Origin of the sequence: Pararhizobium arenae (assembly GCF_001931685.1) — a bacterium.
Taxonomy (GTDB): Bacteria; Pseudomonadota; Alphaproteobacteria; order Rhizobiales; family Rhizobiaceae; genus Pararhizobium; species Pararhizobium arenae.
Window position 1 is genome coordinate 271,876 of sequence record NZ_MOOY01000007.1, and the last position, 26,262, is coordinate 298,137.

At 61.6% G+C, this 26,262-nt stretch carries 22 protein-coding genes; 20 read left to right on the top strand and 2 right to left on the bottom strand.

Features of this window, described 5'->3' with window-relative positions:
* The 8 genes from BLX89_RS17340 (at position 1) to BLX89_RS25355 (ending at position 9,180) form a co-directional block, all read left to right on the top strand.
* On the top strand, positions 1–1,449 hold the full coding sequence (locus BLX89_RS17340) for a UDP-N-acetylmuramoylalanyl-D-glutamyl-2,6-diaminopimelate--D-alanyl-D-alanine ligase (RefSeq protein ID WP_075292206.1): 1,449 nt from the start codon (positions 1–3) through the stop codon (positions 1,447–1,449).
* A 108-nt stretch (positions 1,450–1,557) separates the two neighbouring features.
* Positions 1,558–2,658 carry a phospho-N-acetylmuramoyl-pentapeptide-transferase gene (mraY, locus tag BLX89_RS17345; RefSeq protein WP_075292207.1) on the top strand — a complete coding sequence of 367 codons (1,101 nt, stop codon included), beginning with the start codon at positions 1,558–1,560 and terminating at the stop codon, positions 2,656–2,658.
* 6 nt (positions 2,659–2,664) lie between these two features.
* Positions 2,665–4,053, top strand: a complete 1,389-nt coding sequence (gene murD / locus BLX89_RS17350; protein ID WP_075292208.1) for a UDP-N-acetylmuramoyl-L-alanine--D-glutamate ligase — start codon at positions 2,665–2,667, stop codon at positions 4,051–4,053.
* 49 nt (positions 4,054–4,102) lie between these two features.
* The gene (gene ftsW, locus BLX89_RS17355; RefSeq protein ID WP_075292209.1) at positions 4,103–5,257 is read left to right on the top strand and encodes a putative lipid II flippase FtsW; all 1,155 of its coding nucleotides are present in this window, start codon (positions 4,103–4,105) and stop codon (positions 5,255–5,257) included.
* A 35-nt stretch (positions 5,258–5,292) separates the two neighbouring features.
* Positions 5,293–6,417 carry an undecaprenyldiphospho-muramoylpentapeptide beta-N-acetylglucosaminyltransferase gene (gene murG, locus BLX89_RS17360; protein WP_075292210.1) on the top strand — a complete coding sequence of 375 codons (1,125 nt, stop codon included), beginning with the start codon at positions 5,293–5,295 and terminating at the stop codon, positions 6,415–6,417.
* Positions 6,414–7,829, top strand: coding sequence for a UDP-N-acetylmuramate--L-alanine ligase (murC, locus tag BLX89_RS17365; RefSeq protein WP_075292211.1), 1,416 nt, complete (start codon positions 6,414–6,416; stop codon positions 7,827–7,829). Before murG ends, murC begins: the two co-directional genes overlap by 4 nt.
* Positions 7,826–8,800, top strand: coding sequence for a UDP-N-acetylmuramate dehydrogenase (gene murB / locus BLX89_RS17370; RefSeq protein ID WP_075292212.1), 975 nt, complete (start codon positions 7,826–7,828; stop codon positions 8,798–8,800). Before murC ends, murB begins: the two co-directional genes overlap by 4 nt.
* Positions 8,801–9,051: 251 nt before the next feature.
* Positions 9,052–9,180: a hypothetical protein gene (locus BLX89_RS25355; protein WP_280950589.1), complete on the top strand. Its 129-nt coding sequence runs from the start codon at positions 9,052–9,054 to the stop codon at positions 9,178–9,180.
* A gap of 81 nt (positions 9,181–9,261) precedes the next feature.
* Here BLX89_RS25355 and BLX89_RS17380 read toward each other — a convergent pair whose 3' ends face one another.
* Entirely contained in the window at positions 9,262–10,566 is a 1,305-nt protein-coding gene (locus BLX89_RS17380; RefSeq protein ID WP_075292214.1) for an MFS transporter, read from the bottom strand.
* A 382-nt stretch (positions 10,567–10,948) separates the two neighbouring features.
* Here BLX89_RS17380 and aqpZ point away from each other — a divergent pair, with 382 nt between their 5' ends.
* The 10 genes from aqpZ (at position 10,949) to ligA (ending at position 23,728) form a co-directional block, all read left to right on the top strand.
* Positions 10,949–11,635, top strand: a complete 687-nt coding sequence (gene aqpZ / locus BLX89_RS17385; RefSeq protein WP_075292215.1) for an aquaporin Z — start codon at positions 10,949–10,951, stop codon at positions 11,633–11,635.
* A gap of 332 nt (positions 11,636–11,967) precedes the next feature.
* The gene (locus BLX89_RS17390) at positions 11,968–12,894 is read left to right on the top strand and encodes a D-alanine--D-alanine ligase (RefSeq protein ID WP_075292216.1); all 927 of its coding nucleotides are present in this window, start codon (positions 11,968–11,970) and stop codon (positions 12,892–12,894) included.
* A complete protein-coding gene (locus BLX89_RS17395; protein WP_075292217.1) occupies positions 12,882–13,814 on the top strand; it encodes a cell division protein FtsQ/DivIB in 933 nt (310 codons plus the stop codon). Before BLX89_RS17390 ends, BLX89_RS17395 begins: the two co-directional genes overlap by 13 nt.
* Positions 13,811–15,142: a cell division protein FtsA gene (ftsA, locus tag BLX89_RS17400; protein WP_075292218.1), complete on the top strand. Its 1,332-nt coding sequence runs from the start codon at positions 13,811–13,813 to the stop codon at positions 15,140–15,142. Before BLX89_RS17395 ends, ftsA begins: the two co-directional genes overlap by 4 nt.
* A gap of 100 nt (positions 15,143–15,242) precedes the next feature.
* Entirely contained in the window at positions 15,243–17,024 is a 1,782-nt protein-coding gene (ftsZ, locus tag BLX89_RS17405) for a cell division protein FtsZ (RefSeq protein WP_075292219.1), read from the top strand.
* A gap of 331 nt (positions 17,025–17,355) precedes the next feature.
* A complete protein-coding gene (lpxC, locus tag BLX89_RS17410; RefSeq protein ID WP_075292220.1) occupies positions 17,356–18,300 on the top strand; it encodes a UDP-3-O-acyl-N-acetylglucosamine deacetylase in 945 nt (314 codons plus the stop codon).
* 194 nt (positions 18,301–18,494) lie between these two features.
* A complete protein-coding gene (locus BLX89_RS17415; RefSeq protein ID WP_075292221.1) occupies positions 18,495–19,361 on the top strand; it encodes an outer membrane protein assembly factor BamD in 867 nt (288 codons plus the stop codon).
* A gap of 117 nt (positions 19,362–19,478) precedes the next feature.
* Entirely contained in the window at positions 19,479–21,152 is a 1,674-nt protein-coding gene (gene recN, locus BLX89_RS17420; protein WP_075292222.1) for a DNA repair protein RecN, read from the top strand.
* A 34-nt stretch (positions 21,153–21,186) separates the two neighbouring features.
* On the top strand, positions 21,187–21,450 hold the full coding sequence (locus BLX89_RS17425; RefSeq protein WP_075292223.1) for a hypothetical protein: 264 nt from the start codon (positions 21,187–21,189) through the stop codon (positions 21,448–21,450).
* Between the two features lie 124 nt (positions 21,451–21,574).
* Complete coding sequence (gene ligA / locus BLX89_RS17430; protein ID WP_075292224.1) at positions 21,575–23,728, top strand: NAD-dependent DNA ligase LigA; 2,154 nt, start codon at positions 21,575–21,577, stop codon at positions 23,726–23,728.
* Between the two features lie 41 nt (positions 23,729–23,769).
* Here ligA and BLX89_RS17435 read toward each other — a convergent pair whose 3' ends face one another.
* The gene (locus BLX89_RS17435) at positions 23,770–24,699 is read right to left on the bottom strand and encodes a LysR family transcriptional regulator (RefSeq protein WP_075292225.1); all 930 of its coding nucleotides are present in this window, start codon (positions 24,697–24,699) and stop codon (positions 23,770–23,772) included.
* Positions 24,700–24,801: 102 nt separating this feature from the next.
* Between BLX89_RS17435 and BLX89_RS17440 the strand changes: the two genes are divergently transcribed.
* Both BLX89_RS17440 and BLX89_RS17445 read left to right on the top strand, forming a co-directional pair.
* Positions 24,802–25,545 (top strand): 3-oxoacyl-ACP reductase family protein, encoded by a 744-nt coding sequence (locus BLX89_RS17440; RefSeq protein ID WP_075292226.1) that lies wholly within the window; start codon positions 24,802–24,804, stop codon positions 25,543–25,545.
* Between the two features lie 102 nt (positions 25,546–25,647).
* On the top strand, positions 25,648–26,247 hold the full coding sequence (locus tag BLX89_RS17445; RefSeq protein ID WP_245292850.1) for an NADPH-dependent F420 reductase: 600 nt from the start codon (positions 25,648–25,650) through the stop codon (positions 26,245–26,247).
* The last annotated feature ends 15 nt before the right edge of the window (positions 26,248–26,262 follow it).

Sequence of the window (26,262 nt, forward strand, 5' to 3'; positions counted from 1 at the left end):
TTGAGCTATCTCTGGACCACTGCCGACCTTCTGGCCGCCATGCACGGCCGGCCGCTCGGAAATCTGCCGGAAGGCATCACCGGAATTTCCATCGACAGCCGCTCGCTCGGCAAGGGCGAGGCCTTCTTCGCCATCAAGGGCGACAGGGTCGATGGCCATGATTATGCCGGCGTGGCCATGGCCAATGGTGCTGCCTTGTTGGTCGTCAGCGAAGGCAAGCTGCCCGCGCTCGGCCGCCTGATCGCACCGATGATTGTCGTCGATGACGTGCTGGAAGCGATGATCCGCCTCGGCTGCGCCGCGCGTGATCGCAGCGCCGCCAAGATCATCGCCGTCACCGGTTCCGTCGGCAAGACGACAACCAAGGAGATGCTGCGCCATGTTCTCTCGCCGCAGGGCAGGGTGCATGCCTCCGTCGCCTCCTTCAACAATCACTGGGGCGTGCCGCTGACGCTCGCCCGCATGCCGGAAGCAACCGACTTCGGCATCTTCGAAATCGGCATGAACCATCCCGACGAAATTCGTCCGCTGGTAAAAATGGTGCGTCCGCATGCGGCCATCATCACCACCATCGCGGCGGCCCACCTCGGCAATTTCAAGGACCTGTCCGAAATCGCAGCCGCCAAGGCCGAGATTATGGAAGGTCTTGTCGGCGGCGGTCATGTCATTCTCAACCGCGACAACGACCAGTTCGGCTTCTTGGAAAAGAAGGCGGGCGAGCTTGGCGTCGCCCATATCCATAGCTTCGGCACCAATCCGCGCGCGGATTTCCGGCTTGTCGAGTTTGCCAGTGGACCCGAAAGCGGCGTTCTCTGGGCCGGCATCGACGGCCGCACGCTGGAGATAGCGATCGGGGCGCCTGGCCGTCATATCGCGGAAAACGCGCTCGCCGTTCTCGGCGCCGCCAGCATCGTCGGCGCAGATATCGACCGCGCCGCCGCTTCGCTCTCCACCCTGCAGCCCGAAAAGGGCCGCGGCGAGCGCCATCGTCTGGCGATTGATGGCGGCAGCTTCGCGCTGATCGACGAAAGCTACAACGCCAATCCGGCGTCCATGCGGGCGGCGATTGCGCTTCTTGGCGATGCCGAACCGGGCGAGGGCGGTCGTCGTATCGCCATCCTCGGCGATATGCTGGAGATGGGCGAGTTCTCGGCCAAGGTTCATGCCGCCCTTTCGGTACTTTTGAAGGAAGCCGGCATCGAACATGTCTGGCTCGCTGGCCCGGAAATGGCCCATCTGCGCGACGCGCTGCCCGAAACCGTGGATGTCGAATATCGCGAAAGCGTCGACGAGTTGAAGGCTTTCGCCGTGGATGCCATCGCGGCCGGGGATGTCGTGATGATCAAGTCGTCCAAGGGCACCGGCTGCGGTCGCATCGTTGCGGCACTGCTTGACAAGTATCGGGGATTTCAAGACACGGGTTCCGCCGACAAGGGAGCCGCCGAATAAAACGCGCTTGCGCAGCCGGCGTTACACTTTTACGGCCGCAAGGCTATCCTTCCTTCAGCTGATTCTGATGGATGGAATCTGAAACGAACCTTTGGGGAAAGGTCCCTTATGCTCATCTGGCTTGTCGAACTGGCGGACCATCTGCAATTTTTCAATCTGTTCCGGTACATCACCTTCCGCACCGGCGCCGCGCTGTTCACTTCGCTGCTGATCGTTTTCCTCTTCGGGCCGAAGATGATCTCGTCCCTGCGCGTGCGTCAGGGCAGGGGGCAGCCGATCCGGGCCGATGGTCCGCAAACCCATTTCAAGAAGGCTGGCACGCCGACCATGGGTGGCCTGATGATCTTGGCCGGGATCGTCGGAAGCTCGCTGCTGTGGGCGGACCTTTCCAGCGTCTACGTGGTTGCAACCTTGCTTGTGACGCTCGGCTTCGGCGCCATCGGCTTCTATGACGATTACCTGAAAGTCACCAAACAGTCCGACAAGGGTTTTTCCGGCAAGGCACGCCTTGGCCTGGAGTTCCTCATCGCCGCCATCGCCGTGTTCTTCATGATGCGCGCCGCTCTTTCTGCCGGCACGGCGGGCTCCACCTTCGGCTCCTCGATCACTTTCCCTTTCCTCAAGGATTTCACCCTCAATCTCGGCTATTTCTTCATCCTCTTCGGTGGCTTCGTAATCGTCGGTGCGGGCAATGCCGTGAACCTGACGGATGGCCTTGATGGTCTTGCCATCGTGCCGGTCATGATCGCCGCCGCGTCCTTCGGAGTCATCGCTTATCTCGCCGGTAATGCCGTCTTCGCAAATTACCTGCAGATCCATTTCGTGCCCGGCACGGGCGAGCTTGCCGTCATCCTCGGCGCGGTCATCGGCGCGGGCCTGGGGTTCCTCTGGTTCAATGCGCCACCCGCCGCCATCTTCATGGGCGACACCGGTTCGCTGGCGCTCGGCGGCCTGATCGGCACCATCGCCGTCGCCACCAAGCACGAGATCGTCATGGTCATCATTGGCGGCCTGTTCGTCATGGAAACGCTCTCGGTCATCATCCAGGTCTTCTGGTTCAAGCGCACCGGCCGTCGCGTCTTCCTGATGGCGCCGATCCACCACCATTTTGAAAAGAAGGGTTGGACCGAAAGCCAGGTCGTCATCCGCTTCTGGATCATCGCCGTCATCCTCGCGATGATCGGCCTCTCCACGCTCAAGCTGCGGTAAGGCCCGATGATCCCCGTCACCACGCTTGAAGGTAAGAAGGTCGCGCTTTTCGGCCTCGGCGGCTCGGGTCTTGCGACGGCGCAGGCGCTGGTTGCGGGCGGCGCCGACGTGACCGCTTGGGACGACAACCCGGAAAGCGTCGCCAAGGCAAAATCCGAAGGCATCGGCACCGGCAATCTGCGAGAAGCAGACTGGTCGTCCTTCGCCGCTTTCGTCCTTTCCCCCGGCGTGCCGCTGACACACCCAAAGCCCCATTGGACGGTCGACCTCGCCCAGGCTGCCGGCGTCGAGATCATCGGCGATGTCGAGCTGTTCGTGCGCGAACGCAAGGCCCATGCGCCGGAGTCCCCGTTCATCGCCATCACCGGCACCAACGGCAAATCGACGACGACGGCGCTCATCGCCCATATCCTGAAGACTGCCGGTCGCGATACCCAGCTCGGCGGCAATATCGGCACCGCCGTCCTCACTCTTGATCCTCCGGCCGCTGATCGCTTCTACGTGGTCGAGTGCTCGTCCTACCAGATCGATCTTGCCCCCGGCATCAACCCGACCGCCGGCATCCTGCTCAATTTGACGCCGGATCATCTCGATCGTCATGGCAGCATGGAACATTACGCGGAGATCAAGGAGCGTCTGACGACAGGCAGCGGCACAGCCATTGTCGGCGTTGACGATACCTATACGGAGCAGATCGCCGACCGCGCCGCGCTCGCCGGCCGAAAGGTTATCCGCATCGCGCGCCATCGTCCGCTGGGCGAGGGGTTCTATGCCGACGGCACCCGCATCATGCGCGCCGAGGGCGGCCTCTCCGAAGTCTTCGTCGATCTCGACGGCATCTCCACCCTGCGCGGCAATCACAATGCCCAGAATGCCGCCGCCGCCATTGCAGCCTGCCTCGTCGTCGGCGTCTCCGAGGCCAAAATCCGTGAGGGCCTGAAAACCTTCCCTGGCCTGAAGCATCGCATGCAGCCGGTCGGCCGCAAGGGCGAGATCGTCTTCGTCAACGACAGCAAGGCGACCAATGCCGATGCGTCAGCACCCGCGCTTTCGAGCTACGACCGCATCTACTGGATTGCCGGCGGCCTGCCGAAAGAGGGTGGCATCACCACGCTCGAGCCCTTCTTCGGCAAGATCGCCAAGGCCTATCTGATCGGCGAGGCGGCACCTGCCTTTGCGGCAACGCTCGGCGAAGCCGTGCCGTTCGAGATTTCGCAGACGCTGGACAAGGCGGTGGCCCATGCGGCCGAGGATGCGGCGCGAGACGGTCAGTCCGCCGCCGTGATGCTCTCCCCGGCTTGCGCAAGCTTCGACCAGTACAAGAATTTTGAAGTCAGAGGCGAGGCATTCGTCGAACACGTGCGCGCGATCGACGGCGTAACGATGCTGATCTGACGATTGGAAGATTTCGGGCGCGTTGCGCCCGCGTGAAGGGGACAAAGACATGGTAAGCCGCGCCGAAAGAGGCCCGTTGGCCGACTGGTTCTGGACGATCGACAGGTTCTTCCTGGCGACCTTCATCCTGTTGATGGGGATCGGCTTCATGCTGTCGTTTGCGGCGAGCCCGGCCGTTGCCGAGCGCCTGAACCTCGACAGTTTCCACTTCGTCAAGCGCCACGCGGCCTTTCTCCTGCCGTCGCTCGCGGTGATGATCGGCATTTCGTTTCTTACGCCGCGGCAGGTGCGCCGTGTAGCGATCATCCTGCTGCTTGCCTCGATCGCCATGATGCTTCTGGCCCTGTTCTTCGGCGCGGAGGTCAAGGGGTCCCGGCGCTGGATTTCCATCGGCAGCCTCTCGGTCCAGCCTTCGGAGTTCATGAAGCCGGCCTTCGTCGTCGTCTGCGCCTGGCTGTTTTCCGAACACGCCCGCCAGCCGGAAATTCCGGGAAACCTTTTTGCCATCCTTCTGTTCGGCATGGTCGTCGCCCTGCTTGTGGCCCAGCCCGACCTTGGCCAGACCATTTTGACGACCGTTGTGTGGGGCGGCATGTTCTTCATGGCCGGCATGCCGTGGATATGGATCATCCTGCTCGGCGGCGCCGGTGTCGGAGGCCTTGTGGTCGCCTATACATTGCTTCCACACGTCGCCGGCCGTATCGACCGGTTCCTGACGGGTGAAGGCGATACTTTCCAGGTCGATACCGCCCGTGAAGCCATTATCCGCGGTGACTGGTTCGGACAGGGACCGGGAGAGGGCATCATCAAGCGCATCATCCCGGATAGCCATACCGACTTTATCTTCTCCGTTGCAGCGGAAGAATTCGGCATTATCTTTTGTATGGTGATCGTTGCGATCTTCGCCTTTCTCGTCATGCGGGGCCTCTCCCATGCGTTCCGCGAGCGCAACGATTTCACGCGCTTCGCCGTTGCCGGCCTGGTGCTTCAGATCGGTATCCAGTCGATGATCAACATCGGCGTCAATCTCGAACTGCTGCCGGCCAAGGGCATGACGCTGCCGCTGATTTCCTATGGTGGTTCGTCGATGGTGGCGATCTGCGTCACGGCCGGCTTCATCCTGGCCTTGACCCGTCATCGGCCCGAAAAGCGCGCGGTTGAACGCAGCCTGTTCCGCTCCGGCATCGGCGTGCCGGCGGAGTGACGCCTTAGCCTGGCTGAGGCAGGAGAAATTTACAAATGACCAAAGGCATCATCATGTTGGCCGCCGGGGGAACCGGCGGACATCTTTTTCCGGCAGAAGCGCTTGCCCATGAGCTGAAGGGGCTCGGCTGGTCCGTGCATCTCGTGACCGACAGCCGCGCCGAACGCTTCGCCGGAAAATTCCCGGCAGACGAAATCCATGTCGTTCCGTCGGCCACGATCGGGTCGAAGAACCCGGTGAACGTCGCCCGCTCGCTGTGGAAGCTCTGGACTGGTATCCGCGTGGCAAAGCGGCTGATGGCGAAGGTGCGTCCGGCCGTCGTCGTCGGTTTCGGCGGGTACCCGACCGTGCCGCCGCTCTTAGCCGCGAACGGCCTCGGCATCCCCACCATGATCCACGAGCAGAATGCCGTCATGGGTCGCGCCAACAAGGCGCTCGCCAACAAGGTGAAGGCCATTGCCGGCGGCTTCCTGCCGGAGACGGAGGGCCGCTATGCGGCAAAAACCGTGACGACCGGCAACCCGGTGCGCCCGGCCGTGCTCGAAGCGGCGAAAGTCGCCTATCAGCCTTCCAACGCTGGCGAGGATTTCCGCCTCGTCGTCTTCGGCGGCAGTCAGGGCGCGCAGTATTTTTCCAAGAGCGTGCCAAACGCGATCAGCTTGCTTGATGCCGATTTGCAGAAGCGTCTGCGCCTCACCCAGCAGGCCCGTCCGGAAGACATGGAGATGGTCTCGGCCTGCTCGGCCAAGCTCGATCTCAAATCCGAGATCCAGCCGTTTTTCACTGATATGGCCGAGCGCATCGGCACGGCGCATCTGGTGATCTGCCGCTCCGGCGCCTCGACCGTCTCGGAAATCTCCGTCATCGGCCGCCCGTCAATCCTTGTGCCGTATCCTTACGCGCTCGATCACGATCAGGCTGCAAATGCTGCGGCTCTCGCTGCGACCGGCGGGGCGAAGGTCATCGTGCAGGCCGATCTCTCTGCCGAGAAGCTGAGCCGCATCCTGACCAACGCGATGACCAACCCCGAGTCGCTGGTGCAAATGGCGGAAAACGCGAAACGTGCGGGAAAGCCCGACGCCGCGCGCTTGCTTGCCGCCATGGTTGAAGCTATTGCAGGCGGTTTAACGATCGCGAAATTCAAGGAATCACGCCCATGAAAATGCCGCAGAGCATCGGTCTCGTCCATTTCATCGGAATTGGCGGCATCGGCATGAGCGGTATCGCCGAAGTGCTGCACAATCTCGGCCACAAGGTTCAGGGCTCCGACCAGTCCGACAGCGCCAACGTTCAGCGCCTGCGCGACAAGGGCATTGAGGTCTTTGTCGGCCACAAGGCGGAAAACCTCGGCGATGCCGAAGTCGTCGTTGTCTCCACCGCGATCAAGAAGACCAACCCGGAACTCATCGCCGCCCGCGAGAAGCTTCTGCCGGTCGTGCGCCGCGCTGAAATGCTCGCCGAACTCATGCGCTTCCGCAACGCCATCGCCATCGGCGGCACCCACGGCAAGACAACGACCACCTCAATGGTTGCGGCCCTGCTCGAAGCCGGCAATCTCGACCCGACCGTCATCAATGGCGGCATCATCAATGCCTATGGCACCAATGCCCGCATGGGCGAGGGTGAGTGGATGGTGGTTGAGGCCGACGAATCGGACGGTACCTTCCTGAAGCTGCCTGCGGACGTTGCCGTGGTCACCAATATCGATCCCGAGCATCTCGATCACTACGGCAATTTCGATGCCGTGCGCGCTGCCTTCCGCCAGTTTGTCGAGAACGTACCGTTCTACGGTTTTGGCGTCATGTGCCTCGATCATCCCGAAGTGCAGACGATGGTGTCCAAGATCGAGGACCGCAAGGTCATCACCTACGGCGAAAACCCGCAGGCCGACGTGCGCTTCTTCAACATCCGCATGGATGGCGCGACCTCCGTGTTCGACGTCGAGATCCGCCGCCGCCGCACGGGCCAGGTCATTGCCCTGACAGACCTGCGCCTGCCGATGCCCGGTCGGCACAATGTTTCCAATGCGACCGCAGCCATCGCCGTGGCTCAAAGTCTCGGCGTCTCGACCGAAGCCATCGCCCGCGGTCTTGCCGGTTTCGGTGGCGTCAAGCGGCGCTTCACCTTTACCGGCGAATGGAACAATGTCCGGGTCTATGACGACTACGGCCACCACCCCGTCGAGATCAAGGCCGTGCTCAAGGCGGCGCGTGAGGCCTGCCAAGGCCGTGTCATCGCGGTTCACCAGCCGCACCGCTATTCGCGGCTCGAAAGCCTGTTCTCCGATTTTGCCGCCTGCTTCAACGACGCTGACACGATCATGATCGCGCCGGTCTATGCGGCGGGCGAAGATGCGATTGAAGGGATCAATTCCGAGGAACTCGTGGCGCGCATGAAAGCCGGCGGCCATCGCGATGCCCGCTACGTCGAAGTCCCGGAAGCGATTGCACCAATCGTCGCAGGCATTGCGCAACCGGGAGACTTTGTGGTTCTCTTGGGGGCTGGCAGCATCACCTACTGGGCCGCTGCCCTCCCGAAAGAACTCGCAGGCATTTCAGGAAATTCCGCATGAAACAGGTAAACGGCACCAAACTTCTGGCCTCCCTTGGAGATGGCGTGAATGCCTTGCGCGGACGCCTGACGCCGGATGCGCCGATGGACCGCGTCACCTGGTTCCGCGCCGGCGGTCTGGCCGAACTCATGTTCCAGCCGCACGATACCGAAGACCTCGTCGCGTTCCTGCAGCTTCTGCAGGAAGACGTCCCGGTCATGGTTGCGGGTGTCGGCTCCAACCTGCTCGTGCGTGACGGCGGCATCGAGGGCGTGGTTATCCGTCTCTCGGCCAAGGGCTTTGGCGATGTCGAGCTTGTCGGTGAAAACCGCGTCATGGCCGGCGCCATCTGCCCGGACAAAAATCTGGCGGCAATGACGCTCGATCACGGAATCGGCGGCTTTGCCTTTTACTACGGCATTCCCGGCACCGTCGGCGGCGCGCTCCGCATGAATGCCGGCGCCAACGGTGGCGAGACGCGCGAGCGTGTCGTCGAGGTCCATGCTGTCGATCGTAAGGGTAACAAGCATGTGCTCTCCAATGCCGACATGGGTTACAGCTACCGCCATTCCTCGGCCTCCAAGGACCTGATCTTCACCCACGCCGTCTTCGAGGGCTACGCCGAGAACAAGGCCACGATCCGCGCGGACATGGACGCCGTGCGCCAGCACCGCGAAACCGTGCAGCCGATCCGCGAAAAGACCGGCGGCTCGACCTTCAAGAACCCGGAAGGTCATTCCGCCTGGAAACTGATCGACGAGGCCGGCTGCCGCGGCATGATGATCGGTGGCGCCCAGATGTCGCCCATGCACTGCAACTTCATGATCAACACCGGGCAGGCGAGCGGCTACGAGCTTGAGTATCTCGGCGAGACCGTGCGCCAGCGCGTGATGGAAAACTCCGGCATCGCGCTGCAGTGGGAAATCAAGCGCGTCGGCAATTTCATGGCCGGTTATGAGGTCAAGGAATTTTTGGGGAAGGCTTTGGCGTGATGGGCGAGGATTTATCTTCCACGGATGACCGGAAGAAAATCCTTGTGCAAAACGAGCGGACCAAGCTCTCCGCCAATGCGATCGATCGGCTCTCGACAGCTTCCATAGCGGCCGGGTTCATTGCTCCTACGGTCTCTGGCGAACGGTCAGATTACCGTCGCATTCTCATTTGCGCTTTCCACGTTGACTTGGCTTTTGAGCGCACTCGCATTACATTTTGCAGCGAGACGTGTTCTTGGAAAGCTTGAACCATGACGTTGACGACTGCGTTTTATCTTTATCTGCTTCCCGTTGCGATCGGCGCGACCGTTTGGGGCGCGATATGGCTTGGCGAGTGGCGCGATGGTCATCTTCGTCATCGGGTTTCACCGGGCGAGTAAAACTTTGATAATTTGCAAAGAAAAAAAGCCGCGAAATCAGAGATTTAGCGGCTTTTTCGTTAGTTCCGATTCAAGGTGAACTCAGACTTCGTCCTTGCCCGACAACAGGATGCAGGCGAGCGTGATCACGGCCGATAGGCCAAGGTAGTAGCCGACATAGGTCATGCCGTAGTTGGTCTGCAGATAGGTCGCGATGTATGGCGCCAGTGATGCGCCAAAGATGCCGGCGAAGTTGAAGGTGAGCGACGAGCCGCTGTAGCGCACGTTGGTCGGGAAGGGTGCAGCGAGCGCCGTGCCGATCAGGCCGTAGGTCATGCCCATCAGCGCCATCGCGAAGATCACGAAGATGAAGATGCCGCTTTCGCCTGATGTCATCAGGCCTGGCAGGAAGAAGGAGAAGATGCCGATCAGCACCGTGGTCGCGATCAGCACCTCCCGGCGGCCGAAACGTTCTGCCAGCTTCCCGGAGATCGGGATGAAGATACCGAACAGCACGGAGCCGAGAATCTGCACTTCCAGCGCTTCGAGGAACGGCAGCTGCAGGACTTTCACATTGTAGGAAAGCAGATAGGCCGAGCCGATATAGAACAGCACGAAGGTTGCGAGCGCGACGAAGGTGCCGAGCACGAGGCTGCGCTTGTGGTTACGGAAGAGTTCCGCGACCGGCACCTCAACACGCTCCTGCTTTTCGATCGCCTTCTGGAAGTCTGGCGTCTCGGTGATCGAGAGGCGAACCCAGAGACCGACGGCGATCAGCAGGATCGAGGCGATGAACGGCACGCGCCAGCCCCAGCTGAGCAGCGCTTCCTGCGACATGAAGTGCAGTAGAATCCAGAAGACGCCGGAGGAAAGGAACAGGCCGACCGGTGCACCGAGCTGCGGGAACATGCCATACCAGCTGCGCTTGCCTTCCGGCGCGTTTTCGGTTGCGAGCAGAACCGCGCCGCCCCATTCGCCACCGAGGCCGAAGCCTTGGCCGAAACGGCAAAGCGCCAGCAGCAGCGGAGCGATGACGCCGATCGTCTCGTAGGACGGCAACAGGCCGATGATGACGGTCGAGATGCCCATGGTCAGCAGCGCCGCCACAAGCGTCGTCTTGCGGCCCACGCGGTCGCCGAAGTGGCCGAACACGATGGCGCCAAGCGGACGGGCGAAGAAGGCGATGGAGAAAGTCGCAAACGAGGCGAGAAGTGCTGTCGTCGGGTCGCTGTTCGGGAAGAACAGGGTCGGGAACACCAGCACGGCGGCGGTTGCGTAAACGTAGAAATCGAAGAATTCGATGGTCGTGCCGACGAGGCTTGCAAACAGGACGTGCGCCGGCGAGTTGGCCGGGGCTGCCTTCGTTGCAGCAACGCTCGACGACCGGGAGGAGGTCGCGTCAGTCATTTTTATCATCCGTACAGGGGAATATTGTGCCGTCTTGGGAGGCGGATGGCGGTGCCATAACGCAGGCGGTGCAGCATTAAAACCCTTTAAAGCCGTTCAAGCGCAAGAAATGGCAAGATTTCGGGGTGCTGCTGTCTCGAAACTGTCGTGGAATCCCGCGTCATGTGTTGGACGCAGCGATGTGATGAAAAACCCGTCATCTCCCGCGCAGGGCGTGCCTAATCCTTGACCAGAATCGAAATGTGGAAAATTCTGGTTGTACGCTCATCGGTCGAGCGCGGTAAACTGGCTGAAATGTGCATGTGTTTTCTTCCAGGGGGCTGGCGGAACATGCAGTTCGCGCATCAGCCCTCGGAGCATTGCTCTTTTGAAGGGGGACCCCATGTTCAAGAAGCTTTCTGCGGAATTTTTAGGAACGTTCTGGCTTGTTTTCGGCGGCTGCGGCAGCGCGGTTCTGGCGGCTGCTTTCCCGGAGGTCGGTATCGGCCTGCTCGGCGTATCCTTTGCGTTCGGCCTGACGGTCCTCACCATGGCCTATGCCGTTGGCGGCATCTCGGGCGGACATTTCAATCCCGCCGTCTCCGTCGGATTGGCAGTCGCCGGCAAGTTTCCGGCCTCATCGCTTCCGGCCTACATCGTCTCCCAGGTGGCCGGCGCTATCGTTGCGGCCGCCGCGCTTTATGTGATCGCCAGCGGCAAGGCCGGCGTCGACCTCGGCGGTTTTGCGGCCAATGGTTATGGTGAACATTCGCCGGGGGGCTATTCCCTGATTTCGGCGCTTCTGATCGAAGTGCTGCTCACGGGTTTCTTCATCTTCATCATCCTTGGTTCGACGCACGGCCGGGTACCTGTCGGCTTTGCGCCGATCGCGATCGGTCTTGCGCTGACGCTCATCCACCTGATCTCCATCCCCATGACCAACACCTCGGTCAATCCGGCTCGCTCGACAGGGCAGGCGCTCTTTGTCGGCGGGTGGGCCTTGCAGCAATTGTGGCTGTTCTGGCTCGCTCCGCTGGTCGGTGGCGCGCTTGATGCGGTCGTCTGGAAGGTCGTCGGCGAAGACGATTGATACGAGGGTTTCTTTTTAACCTTTTGTACTCCGGAAAGGCCCTGTCGCTTGGCGACGGGGCCTTTTCCGTTTTTGACGTACACCATCAACGGATCGGCGGGTCGCGCTTGCGCTTGCCGCAACTCTCTGATTCTAAGCCACGAATCCGAGGGGTGATTTGATTCTGTCCTGCCTTTTCCGGCCACCTCACCAAGGAGGTTAACAAAAGTAAACGGTTCATTAACCATAATGCCGTTCTAGTGAGATCGTGCCTGAAATTCGCGACTCGCAGTCCCTACAAGCTCTGCGCAAGCGCAATTTCATAAGGCTGGTGTTTGATGTCGGAGAGTGTGATGAGTGCCAAGCATGTGGCAGTCCTGATGGGTGGATTTTCCTCGGAGAGGCCGGTGAGCCTGTCGTCGGGGACCGCCTGCGCGGATGCCCTTGAGGCGGAAGGTTTTCGCGTGACGCGCGTGGATGTCGATCGCAATGTTGCGGCGACGCTCGCTGCCTTGCGTCCGGATGTCGCCTTCAACGCCCTGCATGGACCCTACGGCGAGGATGGCACGATCCAGGGCATCCTTGAATATCTCGAGATTCCCTACACCCATTCCGGCGTTCTCGCTTCCGCGCTCGCTATGGACAAGGCGCAGGCGAAATACGTCGCTGCGGCCTCCGGTATTCCGGTTGCTGAAGCGCGCATCATGAATCGTTACGATTTCGGTAACGAGCATCCGCTGAAGCCGCCCTATGTCGTCAAGCCGGTCTCCGAAGGCTCGAGTTTCGGCGTTGTGATGGTCAAGGAAGACCAGTCGCATCCGCCGCAGATCCTCGGTTCGTCCGAATGGCGTTACGGCGACCGTGTGATGGCGGAGCGCTATATCTATGGTCGCGAGCTCACCTGTGGTGTCATGGGTGGTGTTGCGCTTGGCGTAACCGAGATCATCCCGCAGGGTCATGCCTTTTACGACTATGATTCCAAATACGTAAAAGGTGGCTCGCAACACGTCATTCCGGCGCAAATTTCACCAATTATTTACCAAAAAATACAATCATTGGCAGTCAAGGCGCATCAGGCGATCGGCTGCCGCGGAGTGAGTCGTTCAGACTTCCGTTTCGATGATCGTTTCTCTGAAGAAGGCGAGCTTATCTGGCTGGAGATCAACACTCAGCCGGGTATGACCCCAACCTCCCTGGTGCCCGAAATGGCCGTTCATGCCGGCTATTCGTTTGGTGGTTTCCTTAAGTGGATCGTGGAGGACGCTTCGTGTTCGCGTTGAGAGGCAGAAGGCAGAGCAGGGTGCGTGCGCCGCTGGAGGTGGCTGATCTGGATGGTCAGTTCGTGCTTCCGCGTCCGCTTCGCCGTGTGGTGCGCTTCCTTGTTGCGCTCGGCAGCGGTCGCATTCATTTCGCGCCTCACACCGGCACGGTTTCGGCTGCCGCCTTCCTTGCTGCGACGGGTTTCTATGGTATGTCGCTCGGCGGTCACACGCAGGGCGTTACGCAGGCCACGACCACGGCGGCTGGTTTTGCCATCGAGGATGTCAAGATTTCCGGCAATGAGCAGACATCGGAAATCGACATCCTGCAGCAGCTCGGTCTCGACGGTGCAACCTCGCTGGTCGCTCTCGATATCGCCGAAGCCCGCAAGCTGATCGGTGAAATGCCGTGGGTCGAGGATGTCTCGGTTCGCAAGGTTTATCCCGGTACCATCGAGGTCGCGCTGAAGGAGCGTGTTGCTTTCGGTATCTGGCAGCATGGCTCCGATCTGTCGCTGATCGAAAAGAGCGGCAGCGTGATTGCGCCGCTGCGCGACAACAAGCTCTCGTCTCTGCCGCTTTTCGTTGGTCGTGATGCGGAAACGGCAGCTGCGGATTTCTATGAGAAGTTTTCGGCCTGGCCGGAAATTCGTGACCGCGTGAAAGCCTATATCCGCGTTGCCGGTCGTCGCTGGGATCTCCAGCTCGACAACGGCATCGTCATCAAGCTGCCGGAGCAGGATCTGGAGCGCGCCATGCAGGTCCTCTCCACCATGGAAGAAGGGCAGCAGCTTCTGGAGCGCGATATCGCCGCCGTTGATCTGCGCCTTGAAGATCGCACCACCATTCAATTGACGGCTGAGGCAGCGGCTCGTCGTCAGCTGGTGCTGGATGCCCGCACGAAGCAGCTGAAGAAGATCGAGCAGGAGAACCGTACATGAGCCTTTTCGGTTCGTCGCATTTTGGCCTGCCGCGCCTGAAGCCGCTTTCGTCGAAGCGGTCGCATATCGTTTCGGTTCTGGATATCGGCTCGACCAAGGTCGTTTGCATGATTGGCCGGCTGACGCCGAAGGTCGAGAGCCAGATCCTGCCGGGCCGCACGCACTCCATCGAAGTCATCGGCATCGGTCACCACAAGTCGCGCGGCATCAAGAATGGCGTGATTGCCGATCTCGATGCGACCGAAAGCGTCGTGCGCCTTGCTGTCGATGCGGCCGAGCGCATGGCTGGCCTTACCATCGACAGCCTGATCGTCAATGTTTCGGCCGGCCGCCTACAGAGCGACATCTACACCGCCTCCATCGATCTCGGTGGTCAGGAAGTTGAAGAGGCCGACCTGAAGAAGGTGCTGGCCGCTGCCGCCCACCAGTCCCAGCGCCAGGACCGTGTCGTCCTGCACTCGCTGCCGACCGGTTACTCGCTCGACGGCGAACGCGGCATCCGCGATCCCATGGCGATGTTCGGCGACCAGCTCGGCGTCGACATGCACATGCTGACGGCCGAGCGTGCAGCCCTCAAGAACCTCGAGCTCTGCATCAACCGCGCCCACCTCTCGGTCGAAGGCATTGTCGCCACCCCTTACGCCAGCGGCCTTGCTGCTCTGGTGGATGACGAAGTCGAACTCGGCTGCGCCGCCATCGACATGGGCGGCGGCACCACGACGATCTCCGTTTTCGCTGAAGGCAAGCTGGTACATGCCGACGCTGTCTCGCTCGGCGGTCATCACGTCACCACCGATCTGGCCCGTGGCCTCTCCACCCGCATCGAGGATGCGGAGCGTCTGAAGGTCGTGCACGGCTCGGCCCTGCCGGCAAGCGCCGACGAGCGTGACATCGTTACCGTGCCGCCGATCGGCGAGGACGAGCGCGACCAGCCGACCCATGTGCCGCGTGCACTCGTGTCGCGCATCGTCCGCGCCCGCATTGAAGAGACGCTGGAACTGATCCGCGACCGCATCCAGCGTTCGGGCTTCTCGCCCATCGTCGGCAAGCGCGTGGTTTTGACGGGCGGCGCCAGCCAGCTTACCGGCCTGCCGGAAGCAGCCCGCCGCATTCTGGCGCGCAATGTTCGCATCGGCCGTCCTCTCGGCGTCTCCGGTCTTCCGGCGGCTGCCAAGGGCCCGGCATTTTCTACCGCGGTTGGTCTGATGATCTATCCGCAGGTCGCAGAGATGGAAACCCACGCATCGCAGGGCGGTCTGCTCTCGTCGCTGTCGGGTGGACAGGGTCGCATCGCCCGCGTCGGGCAGTGGCTCAAGGAAAGCTTTTGAATGTCTCGCGGCCCGCTCAGGTAAAGCGGGCTCGGGGAAGGACTACTAAAGATTTGGCCGGCTCGGCAAGGCGGCCAGAAACCAGGAAGGAACGGGTACCATGACTATCAACTTGCAAAAGCCGGATATCACCGAGCTGAAGCCCCGCATCACCGTCTTCGGTGTTGGCGGCGGCGGCGGCAACGCCGTCAACAACATGATTACCGCTGGCCTCCAGGGCGTCGATTTCGTCGTCGCCAACACGGATGCCCAGGCGCTGACCATGACCAAAGCCGAACGCATCATCCAGATGGGCGTGCAGGTCACCGAAGGTCTCGGCGCAGGCTCGCAGCCGGAAGTCGGCCGTGCAGCCGCTGAAGAGTGCATCGACGAGATCATCGATCACCTGCAGGGCACCCACATGTGTTTCGTCACCGCCGGCATGGGCGGCGGCACCGGCACGGGTGCCGCTCCGATCGTGGCTCAGGCTGCCCGCAACAAGGGTATCCTGACCGTCGGCGTTGTCACCAAGCCGTTCCAGTTTGAAGGCGCACGTCGCATGCGTCTCGCCGATCAGGGCATCGCCGAGCTGCAGAAGTCGGTCGATACCCTTATCGTCATCCCGAACCAGAACCTCTTCCGGATCGCCAACGACAAGACGACCTTCGCGGACGCCTTCGCCATGGCCGACCAGGTTCTCTATTCGGGTGTTGCCTGCATCACCGACCTGATGGTCAAGGAAGGCCTCATCAACCTCGACTTCGCCGACGTCCGTTCGGTGATGCGCGAGATGGGCCGCGCCATGATGGGCACCGGCGAAGCATCCGGCGAAGGCCGCGCAATGGCCGCTGCGGAAGCCGCGATCGCCAACCCGCTGCTCGACGAAACCTCGATGAAGGGCGCCCAGGGCCTCTTGATCTCGATCACCGGCGGCCGTGACCTCACCCTCTTCGAAGTCGACGAAGCTGCAACCCGCATCCGTGAAGAAGTCGATCCGGACGCCAACATCATCCTCGGCGCAACCTTCGATGAAGAACTCGAAGGCCTGATCCGCGTTTCTGTTGTCGCGACCGGCATCGACCGCACGGCCGCGGAGGTGGCTGACCGTTCCGCCAGCTTTCGCCCGGTAGCAGCCGCAAAGCCGATCGTCCGTCCGTCGGCCGCCATCCCGGCCGCTCCGGTACAGGTCCAGCAGCCGACCGTGGCCCAGGTTCAGCCGGCTCCGGTTGCAGCGCAGCCTGCGCCTCAGCCGACTTCGGATGCCGACGCGATCGCCAAGGCCATCCGCGAAGCAGAACTCGAGCGCGAACTGTTCTTGCAGAATCACGCCCGTTCGGCTGCTCCGGTCGCCCAGCCGCAGGAAGAATTCCGCCCGCAGAGCCGTCTTTTTGCCGGCGCTGCCCCCGTCGAACAGGTCGCACCGCAGCCGGCTCCGGTTGCCCAGCGTCCGGTCGAAATGCCTGTGCAGCAGCCGGCCCCGCAGCCGGTTCTCCGTCAGGAACCCGTCGTCGCCCGCCAGGAGCCTGTCGCTCCGGTTATTCGTCAGCAGGCCGAGCAGGCCCGCATGCCGAAGGTCGAAGACTTTCCGCCGATGGTGAAGGCCGAAGCCGAGCATCGCGCTCAGCCGGCGCCGCAGGAAGATCGTGGTCCGATGGGTCTGTTGAAGCGGATCACCAATTCGCTGGGGCGTCGTGACGAGGAAGGTCACGCCGTTACCGCGGATATGACCGCCGGTGCGCCGACGGCGGCTTCCCAGCAGCGTCGTCCGCTGTCGCCGGAAGCCAGCGTCTATGCACCGCGTCGGGCATCTCTCGACGATCGTGCCCGGCTTGCTCCGCAGCCGCGCGCTCACGAGGACGATCAGCTCGAAATCCCGGCGTTCCTGCGCCGTCAGTCGAACTGATTTTCTACCCACCTTCCACCTTGCCGAATGCCCGGGTTAACGCCCGGGCATTTTTTATGAATTGATCAATGTTTTCATGGTCTAATTCCATGTGTCGATTGCGTAACAAACCGAAAGAAACAGTGATTTGGTTTGGCGCTCGCAGGCCATTATGTTGAGAGTCGGGACTATAGGGGCACATGCGATTTCATCTATCGCTGGCTTGAGATGATCCGGCTGGCAGCGCGAAGGCGTTGTCGATCGTGGGTTTCTTATGGCCAAGGCTTCGGTCCCGCTGAGATTCTGACTGGCGGTCCCTGATGCGGCCGCCGCGCATAATAAGGCAAAGAGCATGGTACTTGGAATTGGGCAGCTTGGTTTTCAGACGACGATCGCAAGCGCCGTCACATTGTCCGGTATTGGCGTGCATTCGGGCAGCGAAGTTTCCATCACCTTCCATCCGTCCGAAGCCGATAGCGGCATCGTCTTCCAGCGCATGAACGGCGACACCGTCGTCAGCGAATACAAGGCCGTGTCCTCCGAAGTCGGCAACACTGATCTCTGCACGATCCTCGGCTTCACGCCGGCAACCTTCATCGCAACGATCGAGCACGTCATGGCTGCGATCTACGCGCTTGGCCTCGACAACCTGCTGATCGAAGTGCAGGGCGCCGAGATGCCGATCATGGACGGCAGCTCCGCGCCGTTCATCGAAGCCTTCGAGCGGGCCGGTATCCGCGCGCTTGCCACCAAGCGCCGTTACATCCGAATCCTGAAGCCGGTTCGCATCGAATCGGGCGCTTCCTGGTCGGAGTTCGTTCCCTATGAGGGTGGCATGCGCTTCGAGGTGGAGATCGATTTCGATTGCCCGCTGATCGGCCGCCAGTCCTGGAAGGGCGACATGACCCCCTCGGCTTTCAAGAACGAGCTGTCGCGTGCCCGTACCTTCGGCTTCATGCGAGATGTCGAGAAGATGTGGGCCGCCGGCCGCGGTCTCGGCTCCTCGCTTGAAAACTCGGTTGTCATCTCCGACGACAACACGGTCATCAATGTCGAGGGCCTGCGCTACGCCAAGGACGAGTTCGTGCGCCACAAGACGCTTGACGCCGTTGGCGACCTTGCGCTCGCCGGCATGCCGTTCCTCGGCTGCTACCGTTCCTATCGTGGTGGCCACAAGATGAACGCCAACGCCCTGAAGGCGCTGATGAGCGATCCGACGGCTTACGAGATCGTCGAAAGCACGCCGCAGCGTCAGCGTCCAGCCGTTCGTGAAGCGATCGCTGCCAGCGCGCAGTAATCGTTTTTCGACGCCAAAGGTGCGTTGCATTCAAAGAGATACGAAAAGCCGGCTTTTTGCCGGCTTTTTCGCAAGATGCCTGCCACAAAATTGCGTTATTCGCTGATCATGACGTTGCGGGCGTGTTGCATCTTGATCTAAAACGCGGTTCATAGGCGGCGGTTGCCTTACCGGCGCACAAGTGGGATTTTCTAATGGTATTTGCAGGCCAGGTTGACATGAAGAAGATGGCGCGCGTTGCTTCAATCGCGCTTACAGCATCGATAACCGGCCTGTTGCTGACATCGTGCCAGAACGATCCCGACATCGACATCACGAAGCTGACCGCCGAAACCGACCCGCCGGAGGTCCTGTACAATCAGGGCCTCGCCAACCTGCAGGCCGGCAAGACGACGGAAGCGGCCCGCAAGTTCGATGCGGTGGATCAGCAGCATCCGTTCTCTGAATATGCACGCAAGGCGCTGGTGATGAAGGCCTTTGTTGCCTACCGCAATGGCCAGAACCAGGACGCGATCAACGCGGCCAACCGTTATCTCAATCTCTACCCGCAGTCGGAAGATTCCGCCTACGCCCAGTATATCGTCGGTCTTGCCTATTCCAAGCAGATCCCGTCGGTCACGCAGGACCAGAAGCCGGCCCAGAACACCATCGAAGCCATGCAGAAGGTCGTCGATAACTACCCGGACTCGGAATATGTCGAGGATGCGCAGGCCAAGATCCGTTTCGCCAAGGACCAGCTCGCCGGCAAGGAAATGCAGGTCGGGCGATACTATCTGGAGCGCAAGGAATATCTTGCGGCTGTGACGCGCTTCCGCACCGTCGTCGAGAAGTATCCGACCACGAACCAGATCGAAGAAGCGCTCGCACGCCTCGTCGAGACCTATTTCGCCATGGGCATCGTGAGCGAGGCGCAGACCGCGGCCGCGGTTCTCGGCAACAACTACCCGGACAGCCAATGGTACGCCGACAGCTACAAGCTCCTGCAGACCGGCGGGCTTGAGCCGCGTGAAAACTCGGGTTCCTGGCTCTCGCGTGCCGGCAAGAGGCTGATCGGCGCCTGAGGCGGCCTGCCGTTACCCTGTTGCGAATCGGGCTTGGCTGCGGCAGTTTGCGGCCGCAACTGGCCTTGGTTTGAAGCTCAATCTTCACAGACCGGGCCCTGGGAGAACTGAAACCGGATGCTTTCACAGCTCTCGATCCGCGATATCGTCCTGATCGAACGGCTTGATCTTTCCTTCGAGACCGGCCTTTCCGTGCTGACCGGCGAGACCGGTGCGGGCAAATCCATTCTTCTCGACAGTCTTTCGCTGGCCCTTGGCGGCCGCGGCGATGGTTCCCTCGTGCGCCATGGCGGCGACAAGGGGCAGGTGACGGCGGTGTTCGACGTCGCCGGCAATCATCCCGCGCGGCTGCTCGTGCGCGACAACGGTATCGATGACGACGGCGACCTGATCTTCCGCCGGGTGCAGAACACCGACGGCCGCACCAAGGCCTATATCAACGACCAGCCGGTTTCCGTGCAGCTCATGCGCCAGGCCGGCCAACTGCTTGTGGAGATCCACGGCCAGCACGACGACCGCGCGCTTGTCGATACCCACGCGCATCGCACGCTGCTGGATGCCTTCGGTGGCCTCGCCGAGGAGGCGCTGGGTGTGGCCGAGCTTTACCGCGTCTGGAAGGATGCCGAACGGACCCTGCGAAAGCACCGCGAAAAGGTGGAAGCCGCCGCCCGCGAAGCCGATTATCTGCGCTCCTCTGTTGAAGAGCTTGAAACCTTGTCGCCGCAGGATGGCGAAGAGGACGAACTGGCCGAACGCCGCGCCACCATGATGAAGGCGGAGCGTATCGCCGTCGATATCAACGAAGCCAGCGAGTTCCTGAACGGCAATGCGTCACCCGTGCCGCTGATCGCCTCGCTGGTCCGCCGGCTGGAGCGCAAGAGCCACGAGGCACCGGGTCTGCTAGAAGAGACCGTGGAATACCTCGACACGGCACTCAATCATCTTTCAGACGCGCAAATGGCGGTCGAAACTGCCTTGCGCAAGACGGAATACGACCCGAAGGAGCAGGAGCGGGTCGAGGAGCGTCTGTTCGCCCTGCGCGCCGCTGCCCGCAAATATTCGGTTCCGGTCGCCAACCTGCCGGCGCTTGCCGTCAAGATGATTTCCGATCTCGCCGATCTCGATGCCGGCGAAGAAAAGCTGAAGCAGCTCGAAGGCCAGCTGACGCTGACGAAATCCGTCTACGATTCCGCCGCCAAGCTTCTCTCGGAAAAGCGCCACAACACCGCCACGGCCCTGTCCGAAGCGGTCATGGCCGAGCTTCCCGCGCTGAAGCTGGAGCGGGCGCGCTTCATGGTCGAGGTCTCCAGCGATCCCGCCAATGCGGCCGCCGAAGGCATCGATATCGTCGAGTTCCACGTCCAGACGAACCCCGGAACCCGTCCGGGCCCGATCATGAAGGTGGCCTCCGGCGGCGAACTCTCGCGCTTCCTCCTGGCGCTGAAGGTGGCGCTTGCCGATCGCGGCTCGGCTCCGACCCTCGTCTTCGACGAAATCGACACCGGCGTCGGCGGCGCAGTGGCGGATGCGATCGGCCAGCGGCTGAAGCGCCTGTCGGACAAGGTGCAGGTGCTGTCCGTCACCCACGCCCCGCAGGTTGCAGCCCGCGCCGCAACCCATCTGCTGATTTCCAAGGGGCCGACGACTGAAAAATCCGAAACCATCGCCACCCGCGTTGCCCGCATGGACGACAAGGCCCGCACCGAGGAGATCGCCCGCATGCTCGCCGGCGCTTCCGTCACGGAAGAGGCGAGGGCGGCTGCGGCACGGCTGCTGGCGGGGAACGGGTAGGGAGCTGCATTCAGAGTTATGTGGAGACTTAATTTTGAGCGTGTTTACCAAGGCCCTTATTTTTTGGAAGTTTTCAAAAGCTGATGAGAAAGCGACCATCCTGTTTATACTGACAGGTATGGGGCTGTTGTACGTTAGATTTGTCGTAGATTACGATTCAATAAAATCGCCCGGTTTTGCATTTGTTTTACTGTGTGTGGGGACGCCATTTTTTGTAACCGCATCGGCTGTCTTTATTTATAAAGTGTACAGTGCGTCGCAACGTCGTTTTATTTCCAGCATGGCTGACGAAAAATAGTACGGCCTGCGGCATGGATTTGTGGTGGAAGCGCAAGTTGCGTGCGGAAGCAATGACCACAAAGCCCTCTTCCCATCCCCCCATTTTCCTCTAAAACCACTCCCGCATTCGAGGAGTCTCCGCAATGTCGACCGCCGTTGAAAATCTCACCTTGGAAGAGGCCGCAGCCGAGCTGGAGCGTCTGGCGAAGGAACTCGCCCGTCACGATGCGCTCTACCACGGCAAGGATGCGCCGGAGATTTCGGATGCCGACTACGACGCCCTGAAGCGGCGCAACGAGGAGATCGAGGCGCGTTTCCCCGAACTCGTCCGCACCGACAGTCCCTCGAAGAAGGTGGGTGCGGCGCCTTCTGGCATCTTCCAGCAGATCGTCCACGCCCGGCCGATGCTCTCTCTCGACAACACGTTTTCCGACGAGGACGTGCGCGATTTCATCAACAGCGTCTACCGCTTCCTCGGCCGCCTGCCGGACAATTCCATTGCCTTTACTGCCGAGCCCAAGATCGACGGCCTTTCCATGTCGCTGCGCTATGAAAACGGCAAGCTCGTCAGCGCCGCCACCCGCGGCGATGGCACGACAGGCGAAAACGTCACCGCCAATATCCGCACGATCAAGGAAATCCCTGACACCCTTCCGCCCGGCGTGCCTCCCGTCGTCGAAGTGCGCGGCGAAGTCTATATGGGAAAGAGCGACTTTCTCGCGCTGAATGCCCAGATGGAAGCCGAGGGCAGGCAGACCTATGTCAATCCGCGCAACACGGCCGCGGGCTCGCTGCGCCAGCTCGATCCGACGATCACCGCCAGCCGCAAGCTGAAATTCTTCGCCTATGCCTGGGGTGAAATTTCGGAGCCGAACGATCTGCCGAAGACGCAGTACGATATGGTGCAAACCTTCAAGACATGGGGTTTCCCGGTCAATCCGCTGATGAAGCGGCTGTCCTCCGTCGAGGCGATCATCGAGCATTACAATGAGATCGGTCTGAAGCGCCCCGATCTCGACTATGATATCGATGGCGTCGTCTACAAGGTCGATCAATTAGACCTGCAGCAGCGCCTCGGCTTCCGCTCCCGCTCGCCCCGCTGGGCGACGGCGCACAAATTCCCGGCCGAACAGGCCTTCACGACCGTTGAAAACATCGACATCCAGGTCGGTCGCACCGGCGCGCTGACCCCGGTCGCCCGGCTCACGCCCGTCACCGTCGGCGGCGTCGTCGTCACCAATGCGACGCTGCACAATGCCGATTATATCGAAGGCATCGGCAACAGCGGCGAGCGCATTCGCGAGCCGGACCACGATATCCGTATCGGCGATACCGTCATCGTCCAGCGGGCGGGGGACGTGATCCCGCAGGTGCTGGATGTGGTCATGGAAAAGCGACCGTCAGACGCTGTGCGCTACGAGTTTCCGAAAATCTGCCCCGTCTGCGGCAGTCATGCGGTGCGCGAACGCAATGAGAAGACCGGCAAGCTCGATTCCGTCACCCGATGCACGGGCGGCTTCGTCTGCCGGGCGCAGGCTGTCGAGCACCTGAAGCATTTCGTCTCCCGTAATGCCTTCGATATCGAGGGCCTGGGCTCCAAACAGATCGATTTCTTCTTCGAGGCGGACGATCCGGCTCTCTCGATCAAGACAGCGCCGGATATCTTCACGCTGCAAGCGCGTCAGGAGGCCTCGCTCACAAAGCTTGAAAACATCGACGGCTTTGGCAAGGTCAGCGTCAGGAAACTCTTCGACGCCATCAACAGCCGCCGCGAGATTGCGCTGCATCGCTTCATCTATGCGCTCGGCATCCGTCATGCCGGTGAAACCACGGCAAAGTTGCTTGCCCGCTCCTATGGCAGCTATGCCGCCTTTTCCGAGGCGATGGCGGCTGCGGCCGTGCCGGGTTCTGAAGCCTGGAACGATCTCAACACCATCGACGGCATCGGCGAGGTCGTCGCGCGCGCCATCGTCGAGTTCTTCAAGGAAGAGCGAAACATGGATGTCGTCTCGCGCCTGCAGCGCGAAGTAACGCCTCTTGACGCCGAAGCTCCCGTCGCAACGTCGAGCCCCGTCGCCGGCAAGACGGTGGTCTTCACCGGATCGTTGGAAAAGATGACCCGCGACGAGGCAAAGGCCATGGCCGAAAGGCTCGGCGCCAAAGTGGCGGGCTCCGTTTCCAAGAAAACGGACCTGCTGGTCGCCGGCCCCGGCGCCGGCTCGAAACTTGAAAAGGCCCGCGAACTCGGCGTTGAAACCACCGACGAGGACGGCTGGTTTACGCTGATCGGTGGGTAACCAGGTAACTTACGGCGGAAAAGCTTTCCTCGGTTTTGACCCTAACCCAGGCTTCCAGCGAAGCGTTCCGCCAGGCGCTTGCGCCGGAAGTGTTCGGCGACGAAATCGATGAAGGCGCGGGTGCGTGCCGGCAGCAGCGTCCGGTTGGCATAGTAGATGGAGATCGGCCCGGCATCGGCATACCATTGCGGCAATACGCGCACGAGCCTGCCGCTTTCCAGATGGGGCAGGGCATCCGGCACCGTGACGATGGTCACCCCAAGCCCCAGCAGAGCCGCGCGCACCATGGCGGCCGGATCGTTGAAGACGAGACTTTCCTTCATCTCCACCATAACCTCGTCACCTGCCACGTTGCGCATCGTCCGCCGCCGGATACGCCCGGTCCGCGTCGCGCGCATCACGATGCCGTCGAGCGCTGCAAGCCCTGATGGATCGAGCGGGTTCACGCGCCCCCGCATATAGTCGGCAGAGGCAACCGCAATCAGATGCGCCGGCGCAAGCGTGCGCGAAACGATGCCCGGCGCCAGATCGAAACCGCCGCCGATTGCCGCATCAAGCCCTTCGGCGATCAGGTCGCTCTGACGGTTCTCGAAGATCCAGTCCGCCCGGATAGCGGGGTAGCGTGCCAGAAAGCCCGGCAGGATCGGCAGAATATGGTCGATGCCGAAATTCGGGCTGAGGCTGACCTTGAGCACGCCGGCCGGTTCGCCCACTTCTCCGGACGCCCCTGAAATCGCCGCCTGCAACCCCTCCAGATTGTCGCGGATCGCCTCAAGGAAACGTTCGCCCTCTTCGGTCAGCGTCAGCTTGCGCGTGCTGCGCTGGAAGAGCCGGATACCGAGGTTCTTTTCCAGCATGGCGACGTTCCGGCTGACCGCCGCAGGCGTCAGCGCAAGCCGGCGGGCCGCCGCCGAGAAGCTTGCCGTCTCGGCGCTGCGGACGAAGGATTCGAGGTTTGCCAGCGTTTCCATTTTCAACGATCACTTGAATTTAATGAAAATCATTACCGACTAATCATAAGGGAATAATGGCGCGATATCTACTCCATCGAAACACCAAACGGAGTAATACACATGACCTCTTCCCTTGAAGGCAAGGTTGCCCTCGTCACGGGCGGTTCCCGCTCCATCGGCGCCGCTGTTGCCAAACGTCTGGCCGCAGACGGTGCTGCCGTCGCCATCACCTATCACGGCTCCCCGGACAAGGCGGCGGCAGTGGTCACGGACATCGAAGCGGGCGGCGGCAAGGCCATCGCGATCCAGGCGGATGCCGGCAACCCCGATGCGGTGCGCTCCGCCGTCGGCAAGACCGTCGAAAGCCTCGGTGGCATCGATATCCTCGTCAACAATGCCGGCATCGCCCTTGGCGGCCCGATCGGCGATATCTCCTTCGAAGATTATGAGCGCATGATCGCGGTCAATGTCACGGGTGTCTTCGTCGCGACGCAGGAGGCGAGCCGTCACATGAAGGAGGGCGGCCGCATCATCCATATCGGCTCCTCCATGGTGCGCTACGCCGCGTTCCCGACGGCCTCGCTCTACACACTGACCAAGGGCGCCGCCGCCGGCTTCAACCGCAGTCTCGTGCGCGATCTCGGGCCCCGCGGCATCACCGTCAACACCGTGCATCCCGGCCCGACCGACACCGACATGAACCCGGACGGCGGCCCGGTCTCCCAGATCGTTGGTCCCGGCATGGCCATCGGCCGTTACGGCAAGCCGCACGAGATCGCAAGCGTCGTTGCCTATATCGCCAGCCCCGAAGCGGCGTTCGTCACCGGCGCCGATATCGTCGCAGACGGCGGCTTCACGGCCTGATGGCCCGCACCGGCGGGCATGAGCCCGCCGGTCCCCGCATCCCCCACATCCATGGCAACCGGCGACGAGACGCTGTCTCCGCCCAGCAAAGGAACTCACATCATGACCATTGGTATCATCGGTTCCGGCAATATCGGTTCCGCCTTCGCCCGCGCGCTTGCCGGCAAGGGCATCGCCGCCACCATCGCAAACAGCCGCGGCCCGGCATCGCTTTCCGGCCTTGCAAACGAACTCAAGCCGCACATCAAGGCCGGCACGGTCGAGGAGGCGGCATCGGCCAATATCGTCCTTGTCGCGGTCAACTGGACAAAGCTGCCCGAGGCGCTTGCCGGATTGCCCGCCTGGAACAATCGCATCGTCATCGACGCGAACAACCCGATCGAGGCCCCGCTGTTCAAACCGGCGGAGCTCAACGGTCGCCTCTCCAGCGAAATCGTCGCTGATCTCGTTCCCGGCGCGCGGCTGGTCAAGGCCTTCAACCACCTCCAGCCACATCTTCTCACAGGGGATCCCGCCGCCGAGGGTGGCCGCCGCGTCCTGTTCTTCTCGGGAGATGCCGCCGCCGCAAAGGCAGATGTGGCCGCGCTGATCGAGCGCCTCGGCTTCTTCGGCATCGATCTTGGTGCCCTCTCCGTCGGTGGCAGGCTGGTCCAGTTTCCCGGCGGCCCGCTTCCCGCGCTAAACCTTGTCAGGTTTGGGTGAAAACCTATGTCGATG